We start from the raw sequence: 15,390 nt of genomic DNA on the forward strand, positions 1-15,390 counted from the left end.
TCCTCCTTCAGAGTCAAACACTTTTTTCAGCGTTTTTCTCCGGCGGGGTGAATCGCTTCACGCCCTGCTGAGCCGCCTGCGTTGCCGCTTTGCCGTCTCAGTGGTGGCGCATTATAGGGAGTTAATCTGAAGTGACAAGCATTTCCTGAAAAAAATTGACCGAAAGCTACTTTTTTATACGAACGCGGTAAAAACAGACATTTCCCGGCCAATAATCAGGCAAATCAGCTCTCCCGGCGGCACAAATCAGCGCCATCGTCGCAGCGACCGATGCTATCCTGTTTAACTTACGCTCTTTGCTGACCGATTTTCTTCAAGAAGGATTTTCAATGATTCGCTCCGCGCGCAGTATGGCCGGCCTGCCCTGGATCGCCGCCATGGCGTTTTTTATGCAGGCTCTCGACGCCACCATCCTGAATACCGCGCTTCCCGCCATTGCCACCAGCCTTGAACGTTCCCCACTCGCCATGCAGTCCGCCGTCATCAGTTATACGCTCACGGTCGCGATGTTGATTCCGGTCAGCGGCTGGCTGGCCGATCGCTTTGGCACGCGTAAGGTATTTATTGTGGCGGTTTCCCTGTTCACGCTTGGCTCACTGGCCTGTGCGCTGTCCGGATCGCTGAGCATGCTGGTGGTTTCGCGCGTGGTGCAAGGCGTTGGCGGAGCAATGATGATGCCGGTAGCGCGTCTGGCGCTGCTGCGCGCCTATCCGCGCAGCGAACTGCTGCCGGTACTCAACTTTGTCACCATGCCCGGCCTGGTCGGACCGATTCTTGGCCCTATGCTCGGCGGTCTGCTGGTCACCTACGCCAGCTGGCACTGGATCTTCCTGATTAATATTCCTATCGGCATCGCCGGCATCTTCTATGCGCGCAAATATATGCCGGACTTCACCACGCCAAAACGCCGCTTCGATTTCGGCGGCTTTATGCTGTTTGGTTTTGGCCTGGTGCTGATCTCCATCGGCATCGAGCTGTTTGGCGAGCGTATCGTATCGCCGTGGCAGGCGGTGCTGGTGCTGGTCAGCGGCGTGATATTGCTGCTGCTCTATATTATGCATGCGCGCCGCCATCCGGCTCCGCTGATTAGTCTGCCGATGTTTAAGACACGCACGTTCTCCGTCGGGATTATCGGTAGTATTGCCGCGCGTCTCGGTACTGGCTGTATTCCGTTCCTGATGCCGCTGATGTTACAGGTAGGATTTGGCTATCCGGCGATCATCGCCGGCTGCATGATGGGCCCCACGGCGATTGGCTCGCTGCTGGCTAAATCCACCGTGACTCAGGTGCTGCGCCGCTTTGGCTATCGTAAAACGCTGGTGGGCATTACGGTTATCATCGGCGTGCTGGTCGCCAGCTTCGCGCTGCAGTCGCCGGACGGAAGCATCATCATGCTGCTGGTGGCGCTGTTTGTACTGGGCATGGCGATGTCGACCCAGTTTACCGCCATGAATACCATCACACTGGCGGATTTGAATGATGAGAACGCCAGCGGCGGCAATAGCGTGCTGGCGGTAACGCAGCAGGTGTCGATCAGTTTTGGCGTGGCGGTCAGCGCCGCCGTGCTGCGCTTTTACCAGGATTTTGAGAGCACCACGGTGCAGCAGTTCCACGCCACCTTCTTTACCATGGGTGTGATTACCGTGCTGTCGGCGCTGGCGTTTCTGATGTTACGGCCGGGGGATGGCCGTAACCTGATCGCCAACCGCGAGAAAACGCGTAAAAGCAGTTAAACCGAACCGCGCTCCACCAGCTCCGGCGTCAGCACCAGCGTTTGCTGGCTGGCGTCGGGATCGCTCATACGATGAATCAGCGTATCAATGGCCAGCTCGCCCAGCTCATCTTTCGGCTGATGAATGGTACTGAGCGGCGGCGTCAGATAGCGCGCCAGCTCAATGTTGTCATAGCCCATCACCGCCATATCCTGCGGCACGCGCAGTCCCGCCTGATACAGGGCGTGATAGACGCCTACCGCCATCGCATCGTTGCTGGTAAACACCGCCTGCGGTGGCGGATCGAGCGCCAGCAGCTGATTCATGGCGTTAAAACCGCCCTGAAACTCGAAATCGCCGTCCACCACATAGCCCGGCGGCACCGCCAGCCCACTGGCGGCCATCGCCTGATGAAAACCGTCCAGACGCAGGCGCGCCGGGGTTTTATCCAGCGGCCCGGCAATACAGGCGATACGGGTGTAACCGCGGTCAATCAGATACTGCGTGGCCAGTTCGCCGCCCAGCAGCGCATTGTCCTGAATAATATCGCCGCGCCCTTCAAATGGCGCCCAGTCCATCATCACCATCGGCACCGAAGGATAGCGATTAAGGATGTCGGCGGAGGGCAGATGGGTTTCCGTGCACATCATCAGCAGGCCATCCACGCGCTTCTGCATCAGCGTTTCAAGGCTGCGATTCATGCGCTCTTCATCGCCTTCGGTATTGCACAGAATCAGGCTGTAGCCGCGTTCATAGCAGCTGTTCTCTACACCGCGCACCACTTCCGAGTAGAACGGGTTGCTGCTGGCGGTCAGTAACATGCCAATGGTGCGCGTTTGCTTGATCTTCAGGCTGCGCGCCAGCGCCGACGGCGCGTAGTTTAATTCGCGAATCGCCTGTTCCACTCTGTCGCGCACCTGTTCACTAACAAAACGGTTGTTGTTGATAACGTGCGAAACGGTGGAGGTGGAGACGCCCGCCAGACGGGCGACATCTTTCATGGTAGCCAAGCGCTTAACCCTGTTGCTGCAGGAATGCGTCAATCTCAGTGCGCCATGGCACTGAGGGCTGTGCGCCCGGGCGCGTCACGGCAATGGCTGCCGCCGCATGGGCAAAACGAACCGCATCCTGCATCGCCACGCCTTCCAGCCGCGCGGTAATGAAGGCCCCGTTGAAGGTATCACCGGCAGCGATGGTATCCACCGCCTGCACGCTGAAGCCGGGAATACGCTGTCCCTGGCCCTGCTCGCTGAGCCATACGCCGCGCCGGCCCAGCGTAATCAATACGGTATCGATGCCTTTGGCGTGCAGCGCCTGGGCTGCCCGCGCCGCGTCGTCGTCATCATTGACGGCGATGCCGGTGAGGATTTCCGCTTCGGTTTCATTCGGCGTAATAATGTCGATCAGCGCCAGCAGCTCATCAGAGAGCTGGGTCGCCGGTGCCGGATTGAGGATCACCTGAGTGTGACTGGCGCGCGCGATGCGGGCCGCGGCCAGCACGCTGTCCAGCGGCGACTCCAGCTGCATCAGCAGCGCATCGGCCGAACGAATCACCTGCTGGTGGCGCTCCACACAGGCTGGCGTCAGCGCCGCGTTCGCGCCTGAGTAGATGCCAATGTTATTTTCGCCTTCGCCATTCACGAAGATCATCGCCACGCCGGTGGCTTCCTGCGCCACGGTTTCCACCGGAGCGGTATCAATCTGGTCCTGCTGCAGCTGCTGGCGAATACGTTCGCCGATGTCATCTGCACCCACGCAGGCAATAAAAGCAATGTCAGCGCCGGCCCGGCCAGCCGCGACGGCCTGGTTGGCCCCTTTACCGCCAAAGGCAACCTGATACTGTTTCCCGATCACCGTTTCACCCGGACGGGGAAAATGGGCGAGGTTGAGGATGTGGTCGGCGTTGATGCTGCCGAGTACCGCCAGTTTTGCGCTTTTGCTCATAGGGAGTTATCCAGGAAGTTGCGCCACCGCGAGGGTGGCGCGTTGCCATGCTTTTCTTTGGGTTTTATTTAGTAACCAGTTTCAGGTCAACCGGGTTGATCGCCTGCACTTTTTCGCCCTTCAGAACTTTATCTGCGGTATCGACGCCAATCATACCAATCTTGTCTGGCATCTGTGCAACGGTCGCGCTGAGTTTACCGGATTCTACCGCCTTCACGCCGTCCGCGGTGCCGTCAAAGCCCACCACCAGCACGTCGGTTTTGCCTGCGGTCTGCAGCGCACGCAGCGCGCCCAGCGCCATTTCGTCGTTCTGGGCAAAGACTGCCTGCACATCCGGATGCGCCTGCAGCAGGTTCTGCATCACGTTCAGGCCTTTAGTACGATCAAAATCGGCCGGCTGGCTGGCCAGCACGTTGAATTTGTGCGCATCGGCGGCCTGCTTAAAGCCTTCACCACGCTCGCGGGCAGCGGAAGTGCCGGCAATGCCCTGCAGCTCGATGATTTTCGCACCGTCGCCCAGTTTCTTCGCGATGAAATCGCCGGCCATTTTGCCGCCGAAGCGGTTATCAGACGCCACGTGGCTGACAACTTTACCCTGCGCCGCCATACGGTCCAGCGTAATCACCGGGATGTTTGCCTGGTTAGCCATTTTCACGGCGTTACCGACCGCGTCAGAATCCGTTGGGTTGATCAGCAGCAGTTTGGTGCCGCGCACGGTGAGATCCTGCACGTTTGCCAGCTCTTTTGCCGGGTTGTTCTGTGAGTCGAGCACCACCAGGTTATAGCCCAGCTTATCGGCTTCTTTCTGTGCGCCATCTTTCAGCGACACAAAGAACGGGTTATTCAGGGTTGAGACCACCAGCGCAATCGTATCCTTAGCCATCGCGCCAGCACTGAGGGTGGCGCCAAGGATGACGGCCAATGCAGTTAACTTTTTCATTTCTTTAATCCTGTGTGAAGGTCAGAGTTACTTACTGCTTTTGTTATCCACCAGCACCGCCAGCAGAATGACGACGGCTTTGACAATCATCTGGTAGTAAGACGATACGCCCATCAGGTTGAGGCCGTTATTGAGGAAGCCGAGAATCAGCGCACCAATCAGCGTGCCCATAATGCGCCCTTTACCGCCCGCGAGGCTGGTCCCGCCCAGCACTACTGCAGCAATCGCATCCAGTTCATAACCGGTGCCCGCCGTCGGCTGCGCGGAAGAGAGACGCGCCACTTCGATGGTGCCCGCCAGCGCCGCCAGCAGGCCGCACAGCGAATAGACGATGACTTTAACGCGGTTAACGTTGATGCCGGACAGGCGCGTGGCCGCCTCGTTACCGCCCAGCGCATAGATATAGCGGCCGAGGCGGGTGTGATGCAGCATGTACCACGCCAGCGCGAATACTACCGCCATCAGCCATACCGGTGTCGGAATGCCCAGCGGGCGACCAATGCCGAACCAGCCAAACAGATCGGCGTTATCGCTGAAGCCGGTGTTGATCGGACTGCCGTTGGTGTAAACCATGGTGACGCCGCGCAGCAGCAGCATCATCACCAGCGTAGCGATAAACGCCTGCACCTTGCCGCGCGCCACAATCACACCGGTAATGGCACCAATAAAGGCACCGAGCGCCAGCGATGCCGCCACGGCCACCAGCGCATTAACTTCCAGCCCGACAATCGATGCCGCTACCGCGCCGGTCAGCGCCAGCAGCGAGCCGACCGAAAGGTCGATACCTGAGGTCAGAATCACCAGCGTCATGCCCACCGCCATGATGGCGTTGACCGACGTCTGCTGCAGGATGTTGAACATGTTGGGCAGCGTGAAGAAGTTCGGGCTCTGGCTGGCGACCACGGCGATCAGCACAATCAGCGCGATCAGCGATTTCTGCTCCAGCAGCCAGGCTTTGCTGAACCAGCGACGGCTGGCAGGTAAGGTTTGGATACTCATACAACTAACTCCTCGCTGTGTTGCTTACCGACCGCCGCTGCCATCAGGGATTCCTGGGTAGCCTGCTCACGGGAAAATTCGCCACTCAGATGGCCTTCATGCATCACCAGAATGCGGTCGCTCATGCCCAGCACTTCCGGCATTTCCGACGACACCAGGATGATGCTCAGCCCTTCGGCTTTAAACTGGTTAATTAACTGATAGATCTCTTTTTTCGCCCCGACATCGACGCCGCGCGTCGGCTCGTCGAGGATCAGCACATCCGGGCGCGTCATCAGGCCACGCGCAATCGCCACTTTTTGCTGATTACCGCCGGACAGCAGACCGATCGGCTGCATCATTGACGGCGTTTTCACATTGAACAGGCGGATAAAATCGCCCACCGCCAGCTGCTCTTCGGCGTGCTTCAGGCCGCCATCGGCGCGGCTGAAGTAGCGCAGCGCGGTCAGCGACATGTTCTCTTTGACCGACATCCCGAGCACCAGCCCGTCACGCTTACGGTCTTCCGAGATATAGACGATGCCGTTGGCCAGGCCGTCCTGCGGCGAGCGGGTGACAATCTCGCGGCCGTTAAGCGTCACTTTGCCGTGCGTACGCGGCAGCGCGCCGTACAGCACCTTCATTAATTCGGTGCGGCCCGCGCCCATCAGACCGGAGATGCCCAGAATCTCGCCCTTACGCAGGGTAAAGCTGACATCTTCTACGCCCGGTCCGCTAACGTGCTCGACCCGCAGCCGCACCTCGCCCGGTGTCTGATCGAGATGCGGATACTGATCCTCAAGCTTGCGGCCAACCATCATTTCGATCAGGCCCTCTTCGCTGAGATCGCCCACCGCGCGCTCGGCAATAAACTGGCCGTCGCGGAACACGGTGACATCGTCGCAAATCTCAAAGATCTCTTTCATGCGGTGGGAGATATAAACAATGCCGCAGCCCTGCGCTTTCAGCTCATTGATGACGCGGAACAGCGACAGGGTTTCGGTATCGGTCAGCGCATCGGTCGGTTCATCCATAATGATGACCTGCGACTCGAAGCTGAGCACTTTGGCGATCTCCACCATTTGCTGGTCGCCAATCGACAGATCGCCCACCAGCTTGTGGCTGCTGAAGCGCAGATTGAGGCGCTTTAACAGCGCATCCGCCGCGGCATACATCTGTTTCCAGTCGATGCGGCCAAAGCGGTTAACGAATTCACGGCCGAGGAAAATATTTTCCGCGACGGTCAGCTGCGGGATCAGGTTCAGCTCCTGATGGATGATGCCGATGCCGGCTTCCTGAGACGCTTTCGGCCCGGAGAACGTCACTTCTTTGCCCAGCCAGTGCAGCGAACCGGCGTCCATGCTGTAGATGCCAGTCAGCACCTTCATCATGGTGGATTTGCCCGCGCCGTTTTCTCCGACCAGCGCCATCACGCGCCCGGGATAGACCGCCAGCGACGCGCCGTTGAGCGCCTTCACGCCGGGAAATGATTTTTCAATTCCCCTGAGTTGCAATAACGGTTGCATAGCGGCCTCAGAAAGTGACGCCCGCGCTCAGGATGACATTCGCATACGGAGAGCACTCTCCGCTGCGAATGACCGCCTGACTGCGCTGAGTGTGTTGTTTGAACTGTTCATGGCTGGTGTAACGAACGCTAATCACATTCCCCTGGTGCTGTTGCAAGGCTTCGAGCACGGCGATCAGCTGGCTGTGGAGTTGCGGATTGTGTTGTTGGATCTCTTCCGCTATCAGGGCGCTCTCAACCTGCATCTCCTCCGTGATGACCTCCACCACCTGTAAAAAATCGGGCGTACCGGGCGTCAGCGCCAGATCGATGCGCTGTGGACCGGCCGGGATCGGCAAGCCCGCATCGGCAATCGTCAGCGTATCGGTATGCCCGAGGCGGGCAATCACATGAGAGACTTCAGCGTTTAACAGGCGACCTTTTTTCATTTATTCCACTCCACAGCGAAACGTTTCGCTGTCTGGCAGTGTATTAAATGTACATGGCAACTCAATGACGGCATCACGGAAATGTGATCGCCATCGAAACGTTTCGCTTGCGCCGGGGAAAATTTGAGTTTGGCGGGATGGCGGAGCCCGCGACGTGGCTCCGCAGGGGAGGTTACGGCAGTTTACGCACCTGTTTAACGTCCAGTTCAATCGAATTGAAATCCTTATCCAGCTCGCCGGTCAGCTCGACCTGATCCTTCGGCGTAATGGTCTGGCCGTTCCAGCGTTTGTGGTCGATCTCCACTTTCATGCTGCCGCTGCTGTCGCGGAACAGATAATCTTCATCGCCGATCTGCTTATCAAGCTGGCCGCGCACGGTGATCCAGCTGTCATCCTTCATCTCTTCGGCCTGCTTGACCGTCACCACACTGCTGTTATCGGCCTTAAAACCGCCGGCTTTAGCCTGAGCGGCTGGCGCGTTCGGGTCGACAAAGCCACCCTGCTGGGCGGCTAACACCGGGGTTGCCGCCAGGGCGATAATGGCGAACAGCGCTGCACTCTTTTTCATTTTTCACCTCATTTCCATGTCTGTGCGGATTACGGGAGCTATTTCACCACAGGGTTCTTAACAGGATCTTAAGGGAAAAAAAGAGGGGAAAAATAAGCTAAAACGGGCGAATGACGCTGTACAAGCGCGCATCTGCTTCGTATAACCCCCCAGGTAACCGGGAGAAACGCATGCGCATTTTATTAATTGAAGACGATACGCTGATTGGCGATGGCCTGAAGGTCGGCCTGACCAAACTGGGTTTCAGCGTCGACTGGTTTGTCAGCGGCGAAGCCGGATTTCAGGCGCTCAACGCGGCGCCATGGGATGCCGTGGTGCTGGATCTGTCGCTGCCGCAACGTGACGGGCTGGACATCCTGCGCCAGTGGCGTGAGCAGGGCGCGGATGTCCCGGTGCTGATCCTCACCGCACGCGATGCGCTGGACCAGCGCGTGCAGGGCCTGCAACTCGGTGCCGATGATTATCTGTGTAAGCCGTTTGCGCTGACGGAGGTGGCCGCGCGTCTGCAGGCGCTGATTCGTCGCCGTCACGGTCAGCTGCAGCCGGAGCTGCGTCACGGCAGGCTGGTGATGGCTCCCGGCAGCCACAGCGTGACGTTGGATGGCGAACCGCTCAGCCTGAAAAGCCGTGAGCTGGCGCTGCTGGAGCTGTTCCTGCGCAATCCCGGTCGCGTACTGACGCGCGCGCAGCTTGAGGAGAAGCTGTACAGCTGGGACGACGACGTCTCCAGTAATGCAGTCGAAGTGCACATCCACCATCTGCGTAAAAAGCTCGGCAGTCAGTTCATCCGCACCGTGCACGGTATTGGCTACACGCTGGGAGCGGCAGAATGAGTCTGTTCCTGCGGCTGGCCATCGGCTCTCTGCTGTTTATTATTCTGTGTGGTGCCAGTGCCACCTTTAGCGCATGGCAGCAGACGCGCGACACCGTTAATGAACTGTTTGATACCCAGCAGATGCTGTTCGCCAAACGCCTGCTGGCGCTGGATGCCAGCCGTCTGCAGGCCGCCTCGCTGCCAAAAACCAAAGCGATTTTGCGCCACCATCGCGGCGATCAGGATGACGACGCGCTGGCCTTTGCGCTGTTCAGCGCCGACGGCAAACCGCTGCTGAACGACGGCGAAAACGGCCGCGATTTGCTGTTTACAGCGGATCGTGACGGCTTCCACGATGGTCGCCTGCGTGGCGATGACGATCGCTGGCGGCTGCTGTGGCTGACGTCAGCCGATAAGCAGTGGCGCGTGGTGGTCGGACAGGAGTGGGAATATCGTGATGATATGACGCGCGATCTGGCACTGAGCAGTCTGCTGCCGTGGCTGGTAGCCATGCCGCTGATGCTGCTGTTGCTGCTGGCGCTGATGTGGTTTGAGCTGCGTCCGCTGAAACGCCTGACTGCATCGCTGCAGCAGCGCGCGCCGGATGATGCAACCCCGTTGACGCCGCAGCGCCTGCCGCTGGAGGTGAAGCCGCTGGTAGCGGCGCTTAATGGCCTGTTTGCCCGCATGGCACAGCTGGTCCAGCGCGAGCGACGGTTTACCTCCGATGCGGCGCACGAGCTGCGCAGCCCGCTGGCGGCGCTGCGCGTGCAGAGTGAGGTGATTCAGCTGGCCGGCGATGACGAGGCGATGCGTAACCATGCGCTGCAGCAGCTCGACAGCGGCATCCTGCGCGCCACGCGGCTGGTCGATCAGCTGCTGACGCTGTCGCGCGTCGAAGCAGACGATCTGCGCAGCGAATTTCAGCCGGTCCCCCTCGCGCCGTTGCTGCACCAGCTGGTGACCGAACATCAGGTACAGGCGACAGCGCAGCACACCAGGCTGACGCTGACGGCTGACGCGGAACCGGTGATGAACGGTCATCCACTGCTGCTGGGTTTACTGCTGCGCAATCTGCTGGATAACGCGCTGCGCTACACGCCGTCCGGCAGTGAGATTCAGCTGCAGCTCAGCGCGCGCAGGCTGGAGATCGCGGATAACGGACCGGGCGTCAGCGCAGAGCAGCTGGCGCGGCTGGGCGAACGCTTCTGGCGACCGCCGGGGCAGGCGCAAACCGGCAGCGGGCTTGGCTTGTCGATTGTGAAAAATGTGGCTCAGCTGCACGGCATCCGGCTGACCTTCAGCGCGGTGCAGCCGCAGGGGCTGCGCGTCACCCTCAGTTGGTGACGCGCGATGCGTCAGATTTCGACCTGAGTACCGAGCTCGATTACCCGGTTAGGCGGAATTTCAAACTGATCCGGCGCGCGCAGGGCGTTGCGCTGCAGCGCAAGGAACAGCTTGCCGCGCAGACGCAGATACCACGGGCGTTTGCCGATAATCAGCGACTCGTGTGACATAAAGAACGAGGTTTCCATCATACGGCAGTTAAGCCCTTCGAGACCGCAGCGGTGGAAAATCTCCTCGACGTTCGGCGTTTCACGCCAGCCGTAGCTTGCCACCACGCGCCAGAAGGTGGGCGACAGCTGCTCAATGGTCACGCGACGCACGTTGTGCACATAAGGCGCATCTTCGGTACGCAGCGTCAGCAGCACCACGCGCTCGTGCAGCACCTTGTTGTGCTTCAGGTTATGCAGCATGGCAAAGGGGATGACATTGAGCGCCCGCGACATGTAGACCGCCGTGCCCGGCACGCGCACCGGCGGCGACTTCTCCAGCGAGGCGATCATCGCCTCCAGCGAATTGCCATGCTCATGCATACGACGCAACAGGCGGAAGCGCTCGCTCTTCCACGTGGTCATCACGATAAACATCATCAGCGCCAGCGTCAGCGGCAGCCAGCCGCCGGAGAACACTTTGACCAGGTTAGCGGAGAACAGCGAAACGTCGATGCACAGCATCGCGATGAGAATCAGCACCACCAGGTAGCGATTCCAGTGCCAGTTCTGAATCGCCACCGTTGAACACAGAATGGCGGTCAGCACCATGGTACCGGTCACCGCAATCCCGTAGGCGGCCGCCAGATTACTGGAGTGCTCAAAGCCGACGATCACAATCACCACAGAGAAATAGAGCAGCCAGTTGATCACCGGAATATAAATCTGGCCGGATTCCTCTTCGGACGTGTGCACGATGCGCATCGGCGGCAGATAGCCAAGACGCACCGCCTGGCGCGTCAGCGAGAATACGCCGGAGATCACCGCCTGCGAGGCGATCACCGTGGCCAGCGTCGCGAGAATCAGCATCGGAATCAGCGCCCAGTCCGGCGCCAGCAGGAAGAACGGGTTTTTGATGGCCTCCGGATGCTCCAGTAGCAGCGCACCCTGGCCGAAATAGTTGAGCACCAGCGACGGCAGCACCACCACAAACCATGCCAGGCGAATCGGAAACTTACCAAAGTGGCCCATATCGGCATACAGCGCTTCAACGCCGGTGATCGCCAGCACCACCGCGCCCAGCGCGAAGAACGATACCGTTTTGTACTGAATAAAGAAGTGCAGCGCCCAGTACGGGTTCATGGCGTGCAGCACCTCAGGATTATTGATGATACTGCGCGCACCCAGCACCGCCAGAATGATGAACCACAGCAGCATCACCGGCGCAAACAGCTTACCGACAATGCCGGTGCCGTGTTTCTGAATCACAAACAGCAGCGTCAGTACCGCAATCGCCAGCGGCACAATGTAGCTATCGAGGCTCGGCGCGGCGATCTCCAGCCCTTCGATGGCCGAAAGCACGGATACTGCCGGTGTGATCACCACTTCCCCGTAGAAGAAGCTGCCGCCAATCAGCCCCATAATCACCAGAATCGCCGTGGCGCGTGCGCCGGTATTGCGGCCCGCCAGTGACATCAGCGTCAGGATCCCGCCTTCACCGGCGTTGTCGGCGCGCATCACATAACTGATGTATTTAAGCGAAACCACCAGAATCAGCAGCCAGAAGATCAGCGACAGAAAGCCAAACACCGCCTCGCGTTCCACGCCAAAGCCGAACTGACCAGAGAGACACTCGCGCAGGGTATAGAGCGGGCTGGTGCCGATATCGCCATACACCACGCCGATCGCCGCCAGAGTGACTGCGCCAAGGGACTGTTTCTTATCCGAGCTCATAAGTTGTCTTTTGTTGGAGCCGCGCAGGCCTCAGCCCGGCGCTCAGATCATCAAAAAGCGCACAGTATGCACATATTCCCGAAAAAACCTACTTTTACCGTCTGGCATTACGCCGTCTGTGCAGCGTTTTTTCGCCGAAAATCGGCGCGAAATGCGCTGAAAACCCGCGATTTGCCTCACCTCAACCTTCTGAAACAAAAAAGCTGACGGCTATCAACGCTTTCACGCATGATAAACAGTAGAGTATTGCGCTCGCCAGAATATGACGGCACCAGGATCAGAAGGACAATGATGTGATTATGGCTCAACCCCATCTTTTGGCAGAAAGAATTTCTCGCCTCAGCAATGCCCTGGAGAAAGGGCTGTATGAACGGCATCATGCCATTCGTCTCTGCCTGCTGGCAGCGCTGAGCGGCGAAAGCGTGTTTCTGCTTGGGCCACCGGGCATCGCCAAGAGCCTGATTGCCCGCCGCCTGAAATACGCCTTCCAGCACGCCCGTGCCTTTGAATACCTGATGACCCGTTTTTCCACGCCTGAAGAGGTGTTTGGACCACTGTCGATCCAGGCGCTGAAAGATGAAGGACGCTATCAGCGTCTGACCAAAGGCTATCTGCCGGATGCCGAAATTGTCTTTCTGGATGAGATCTGGAAAGCCGGTCCGGCGATTCTCAATACGCTGCTCACCGCCATCAACGAACGTCGCTTCCGCAACGGCGACAGCGAAGAGCCGATCCCGATGCGTCTGCTGGTCACCGCCTCCAACGAACTGCCGGAGGCCGACAGCGGTCTGGAAGCGCTGTACGACCGTATGCTGATCCGGCTGTGGCTCGACAATGTGCATGAAAAACAGAACTTCCGCAGCATGCTGACCCACCAGCAGGATGAAAACGCTAACCCGGTGGCGGAATCGCTGTGCATCAGCGATGAAGAGTATCAGCAGTGGCAGAAAGGCATCAGCCAGGTCAGCCTGCCCGATCATGTGTTTGAACTGATCTATCAGCTGCGCCAGCAGCTGGAGAACCTGCCAGAGGCGCCGTATATCTCCGATCGCCGCTGGAAAAAAGCCATCCATCTGCTGCAGGCCAGCGCGTTTTACAGCGGCCGCGTGGCGATTGCCCCGCTTGATCTGATCCTGCTGAAAGATTGCCTGTGGCACGACGTGGCGTCGATGCAGCTGCTGGATCGTGAAATCGATGCGCTGATGACGCAGCACGCGTGGCAGCAGCAGGCGATGCTGCACACGCTGCAGCAGATCAAAGCGCGCCGGCTGGCGCTGCAACAGCAGCAGAGCGTGGCGCAGGCGCTGACGCTGGAGAAGCACAGCGGCATGTTCAGCCGCAAACCGCACTATGAATTACCGGCCTCGATCACGGACGAACAGCTGACTCTGATGCTGCAGCAGCCGCTGACGCTGCACGACATGCAGGTCACGCACGTGGTGGTGGCACGCGATGCGCTCAATCAGTGGCTGCTGAAAGCAGGCGAGATCCGCGGCAAGCTCAACGGCATCGGCTTTGGCCAGGCGCTCGACCTGCTGGTGGATGCGCACCACTGTCTGACGCTGCGCGACGTCAGCCTGCAGTCCACGCGCCTGACGCTGCCGGGTGCCGCCAGCAGCAGCGACGTGCCGCAGGAAATCATTGAAGAGTACGACGCGCTGGAGGCCCAGCTGCGCGCGCAGCGCACGCTGTTTAGCCAGCATCAGCGCTGCCTGTTTATCAGCGACGACTGGCTGGCACGCGTCGAAACCAGCCTGCAGGATGTGGCGGAACAGCTGAAACAGGCGAGAAAATGATCTCGCTGGAGATGCTCAGCACGCTGTTGTCGATTGGCGAAACCGAGCTGATCGAAGAGCTGATCGTGGCACTGCTGGCCTCGCCACAGCTGGCGCTGTTCTTTGAAAAATTTCCGCGCCTGAAACAGGCGATGATGGGCGAGCTGCCGCGCTGGCGCGCCGAGATTGCCGCCCAGATGAAAACCACGCCGGTGCCGGACGCGCTGGCACGCGAATTTCAGCTGTTCCAGCAGATGCAGCTGCTTAGCAGCCACGCCTTCAGTGAGCAACTGCCTGCCATCATGACGCAGCTGAAAGCGCTGCCGTCCCCGTTTATCGAAGAAGCCAGCAAACTGCTGCTGCATACCGACAGCGCCCAGCTGAGCAATGCGCAGCACACGCTGTTCCTGCAGCGCTGGCGCCTGAGCCTGACGCTGCAAACCCTGACGCTGAACGAAACCCTGCTGGAAGAGCAGCGGGAACGCCTGATGGCCGAGCTGCAGCAGCGCATGGCCATCAGCGGCCAGCTGGCGCCGATTCTGACCGATGACGACGAAGCCGCCGCCGGACGCTTGTGGGATCTGAGCAAGGCACCGCTGCAGCATGGCGACTATGAGTTGATTGTGCAGTACGGCGATTTCCTCGCCCAGCAGCCGGAACTGATGAAACTGGCGCAGCAGCTGGGACGCAGCCGCGAAGCGAAATCGGTACCGTCACAGGATGCGCCGCTGGAAGCGTTTCATCAGCTGGTGCGCGAGCCGGACAACGTGCCGGAAGAGGTCAGCGGCATCCATCAGAGCGACGATGTGCTGCGTCTGTTGCCGCCGGAGCTGGCGGCGCTGAGCATCAGCGAACTGGAGCTGGAGTTTTATCGCCGGCTGGTGGAGAAACGCCTGCTGACCTACCGGTTACAGGGCGATGCCTGGCATGAGAAAGTGACGCTGCGCCCGGCCAGCCATCAGCAGCACGAAGCGCAGCCGCGCGGCCCGTTCATCGTCTGCGTGGATACCTCTGGTTCGATGGGCGGTTTCAATGAACGCTGCGCCAAAGCGTTTTGTCTGGCGCTGCTGAAGGTGGCGCTGGCCGACAGGCGGCGCTGCTACATCATGCTGTTTGCTCACGAAGTGATTGGCTACGAGCTGACCGCGGATAACGGCATTGAGCAGGCAATCCGTTTTCTCAGCCAGCGTTTTCGCGGCGGCACCGATCTGGCCGCCTGCCTGTCTGCGGTGGTCACGCGTATGGAGGGCAGTCAGTGGCAGGAAGCCGATGCGGTGATCGTTTCCGATTTTATCGCCCAGCGTCTGCCGGACGACATCGTCAGCACCATTAAACAGCGCCAGCGTCACCACCAGCAACGCTTCCACGCCGTGGCGATGTCGGCGCACGGCAAACCCGGCATTCTGCGCATTTTCGATCACATCTGGCGCTTCGATACCGGCCTGAAAAGCCGCCTGCTGCGCCGCTGGAAACGCTAAT

General features: G+C 59.4%; 13 protein-coding genes. 5 read left to right on the forward strand and 8 right to left on the reverse strand.

The features are described from left to right. Positions 1-329: 329 nt before the first annotated feature. The gene (gene mdtD / locus CBW22_RS04720; RefSeq protein ID WP_088516143.1) at positions 330-1,733 is read left to right on the forward strand and encodes a multidrug transporter subunit MdtD; all 1,404 of its coding nucleotides are present in this window, start codon (positions 330-332) and stop codon (positions 1,731-1,733) included. On the opposite strand, the gene rbsR is transcribed toward mdtD, so the two are convergent. The 7 genes from rbsR to CBW22_RS04755 all read right to left on the reverse strand — a co-directional run bounded on the left by rbsR (position 1,730) and on the right by CBW22_RS04755 (position 8,095). Continuing rightward, positions 1,730-2,722, reverse strand: coding sequence for a ribose operon transcriptional repressor RbsR (rbsR, locus tag CBW22_RS04725; RefSeq protein WP_369597187.1), 993 nt, complete (start codon positions 2,720-2,722; stop codon positions 1,730-1,732). The two genes, mdtD and rbsR, sit on opposite strands and share 4 nt — an antisense overlap. Before the next feature lie 4 nt (positions 2,723-2,726). Continuing rightward, a complete protein-coding gene (gene rbsK, locus CBW22_RS04730; RefSeq protein WP_058770712.1) occupies positions 2,727-3,656 on the reverse strand; it encodes a ribokinase in 930 nt (309 codons plus the stop codon). A gap of 64 nt (positions 3,657-3,720) precedes the next feature. After that, complete coding sequence (gene rbsB, locus CBW22_RS04735) at positions 3,721-4,596, reverse strand: ribose ABC transporter substrate-binding protein RbsB (RefSeq protein WP_021508171.1); 876 nt, start codon at positions 4,594-4,596, stop codon at positions 3,721-3,723. A gap of 27 nt (positions 4,597-4,623) precedes the next feature. Continuing rightward, complete coding sequence (gene rbsC, locus CBW22_RS04740) at positions 4,624-5,595, reverse strand: ribose ABC transporter permease (protein WP_088516144.1); 972 nt, start codon at positions 5,593-5,595, stop codon at positions 4,624-4,626. Continuing rightward, positions 5,592-7,100, reverse strand: a complete 1,509-nt coding sequence (rbsA, locus tag CBW22_RS04745) for a ribose ABC transporter ATP-binding protein RbsA (RefSeq protein WP_058758228.1) — start codon at positions 7,098-7,100, stop codon at positions 5,592-5,594. The genes rbsC and rbsA overlap by 4 nt, the downstream gene beginning before the upstream one ends. A gap of 7 nt (positions 7,101-7,107) precedes the next feature. Further along, the gene (rbsD, locus tag CBW22_RS04750) at positions 7,108-7,527 is read right to left on the reverse strand and encodes a D-ribose pyranase (RefSeq protein ID WP_088516145.1); all 420 of its coding nucleotides are present in this window, start codon (positions 7,525-7,527) and stop codon (positions 7,108-7,110) included. Positions 7,528-7,699: 172 nt separating this feature from the next. Then, entirely contained in the window at positions 7,700-8,095 is a 396-nt protein-coding gene (locus tag CBW22_RS04755; protein ID WP_058758226.1) for a YgiW/YdeI family stress tolerance OB fold protein, read from the reverse strand. A 170-nt stretch (positions 8,096-8,265) separates the two neighbouring features. Between CBW22_RS04755 and qseB the strand changes: the two genes are divergently transcribed. Next, positions 8,266-8,928, forward strand: a complete 663-nt coding sequence (gene qseB / locus CBW22_RS04760; protein WP_088516146.1) for a quorum sensing response regulator transcription factor QseB — start codon at positions 8,266-8,268, stop codon at positions 8,926-8,928. After that, the gene (gene qseC / locus CBW22_RS04765; protein ID WP_088516147.1) at positions 8,925-10,256 is read left to right on the forward strand and encodes a quorum sensing histidine kinase QseC; all 1,332 of its coding nucleotides are present in this window, start codon (positions 8,925-8,927) and stop codon (positions 10,254-10,256) included. The genes qseB and qseC overlap by 4 nt, the downstream gene beginning before the upstream one ends. 11 nt (positions 10,257-10,267) lie before the next feature. Here qseC and kup read toward each other — a convergent pair whose 3' ends face one another. After that, positions 10,268-12,136, reverse strand: a complete 1,869-nt coding sequence (kup, locus tag CBW22_RS04770; RefSeq protein ID WP_021508177.1) for a low affinity potassium transporter Kup — start codon at positions 12,134-12,136, stop codon at positions 10,268-10,270. 299 nt (positions 12,137-12,435) lie between these two features. On the opposite strand from kup, the gene ravA reads away from it, so the two are divergent. Both ravA and viaA read left to right on the forward strand, forming a co-directional pair. Further along, positions 12,436-13,932: an ATPase RavA gene (gene ravA / locus CBW22_RS04775; protein WP_088516148.1), complete on the forward strand. Its 1,497-nt coding sequence runs from the start codon at positions 12,436-12,438 to the stop codon at positions 13,930-13,932. Beyond that, complete coding sequence (gene viaA, locus CBW22_RS04780) at positions 13,929-15,389, forward strand: ATPase RavA stimulator ViaA (protein ID WP_088516149.1); 1,461 nt, start codon at positions 13,929-13,931, stop codon at positions 15,387-15,389. Before ravA ends, viaA begins: the two co-directional genes overlap by 4 nt. Position 15,390: the final 1 nt, after the last annotated feature.

It is taken from the genome of Pantoea sp. VS1 (assembly GCF_002207995.1).
GTDB classification, from domain to species: Bacteria; Pseudomonadota; Gammaproteobacteria; order Enterobacterales; family Enterobacteriaceae; genus Pantoea; species Pantoea dispersa.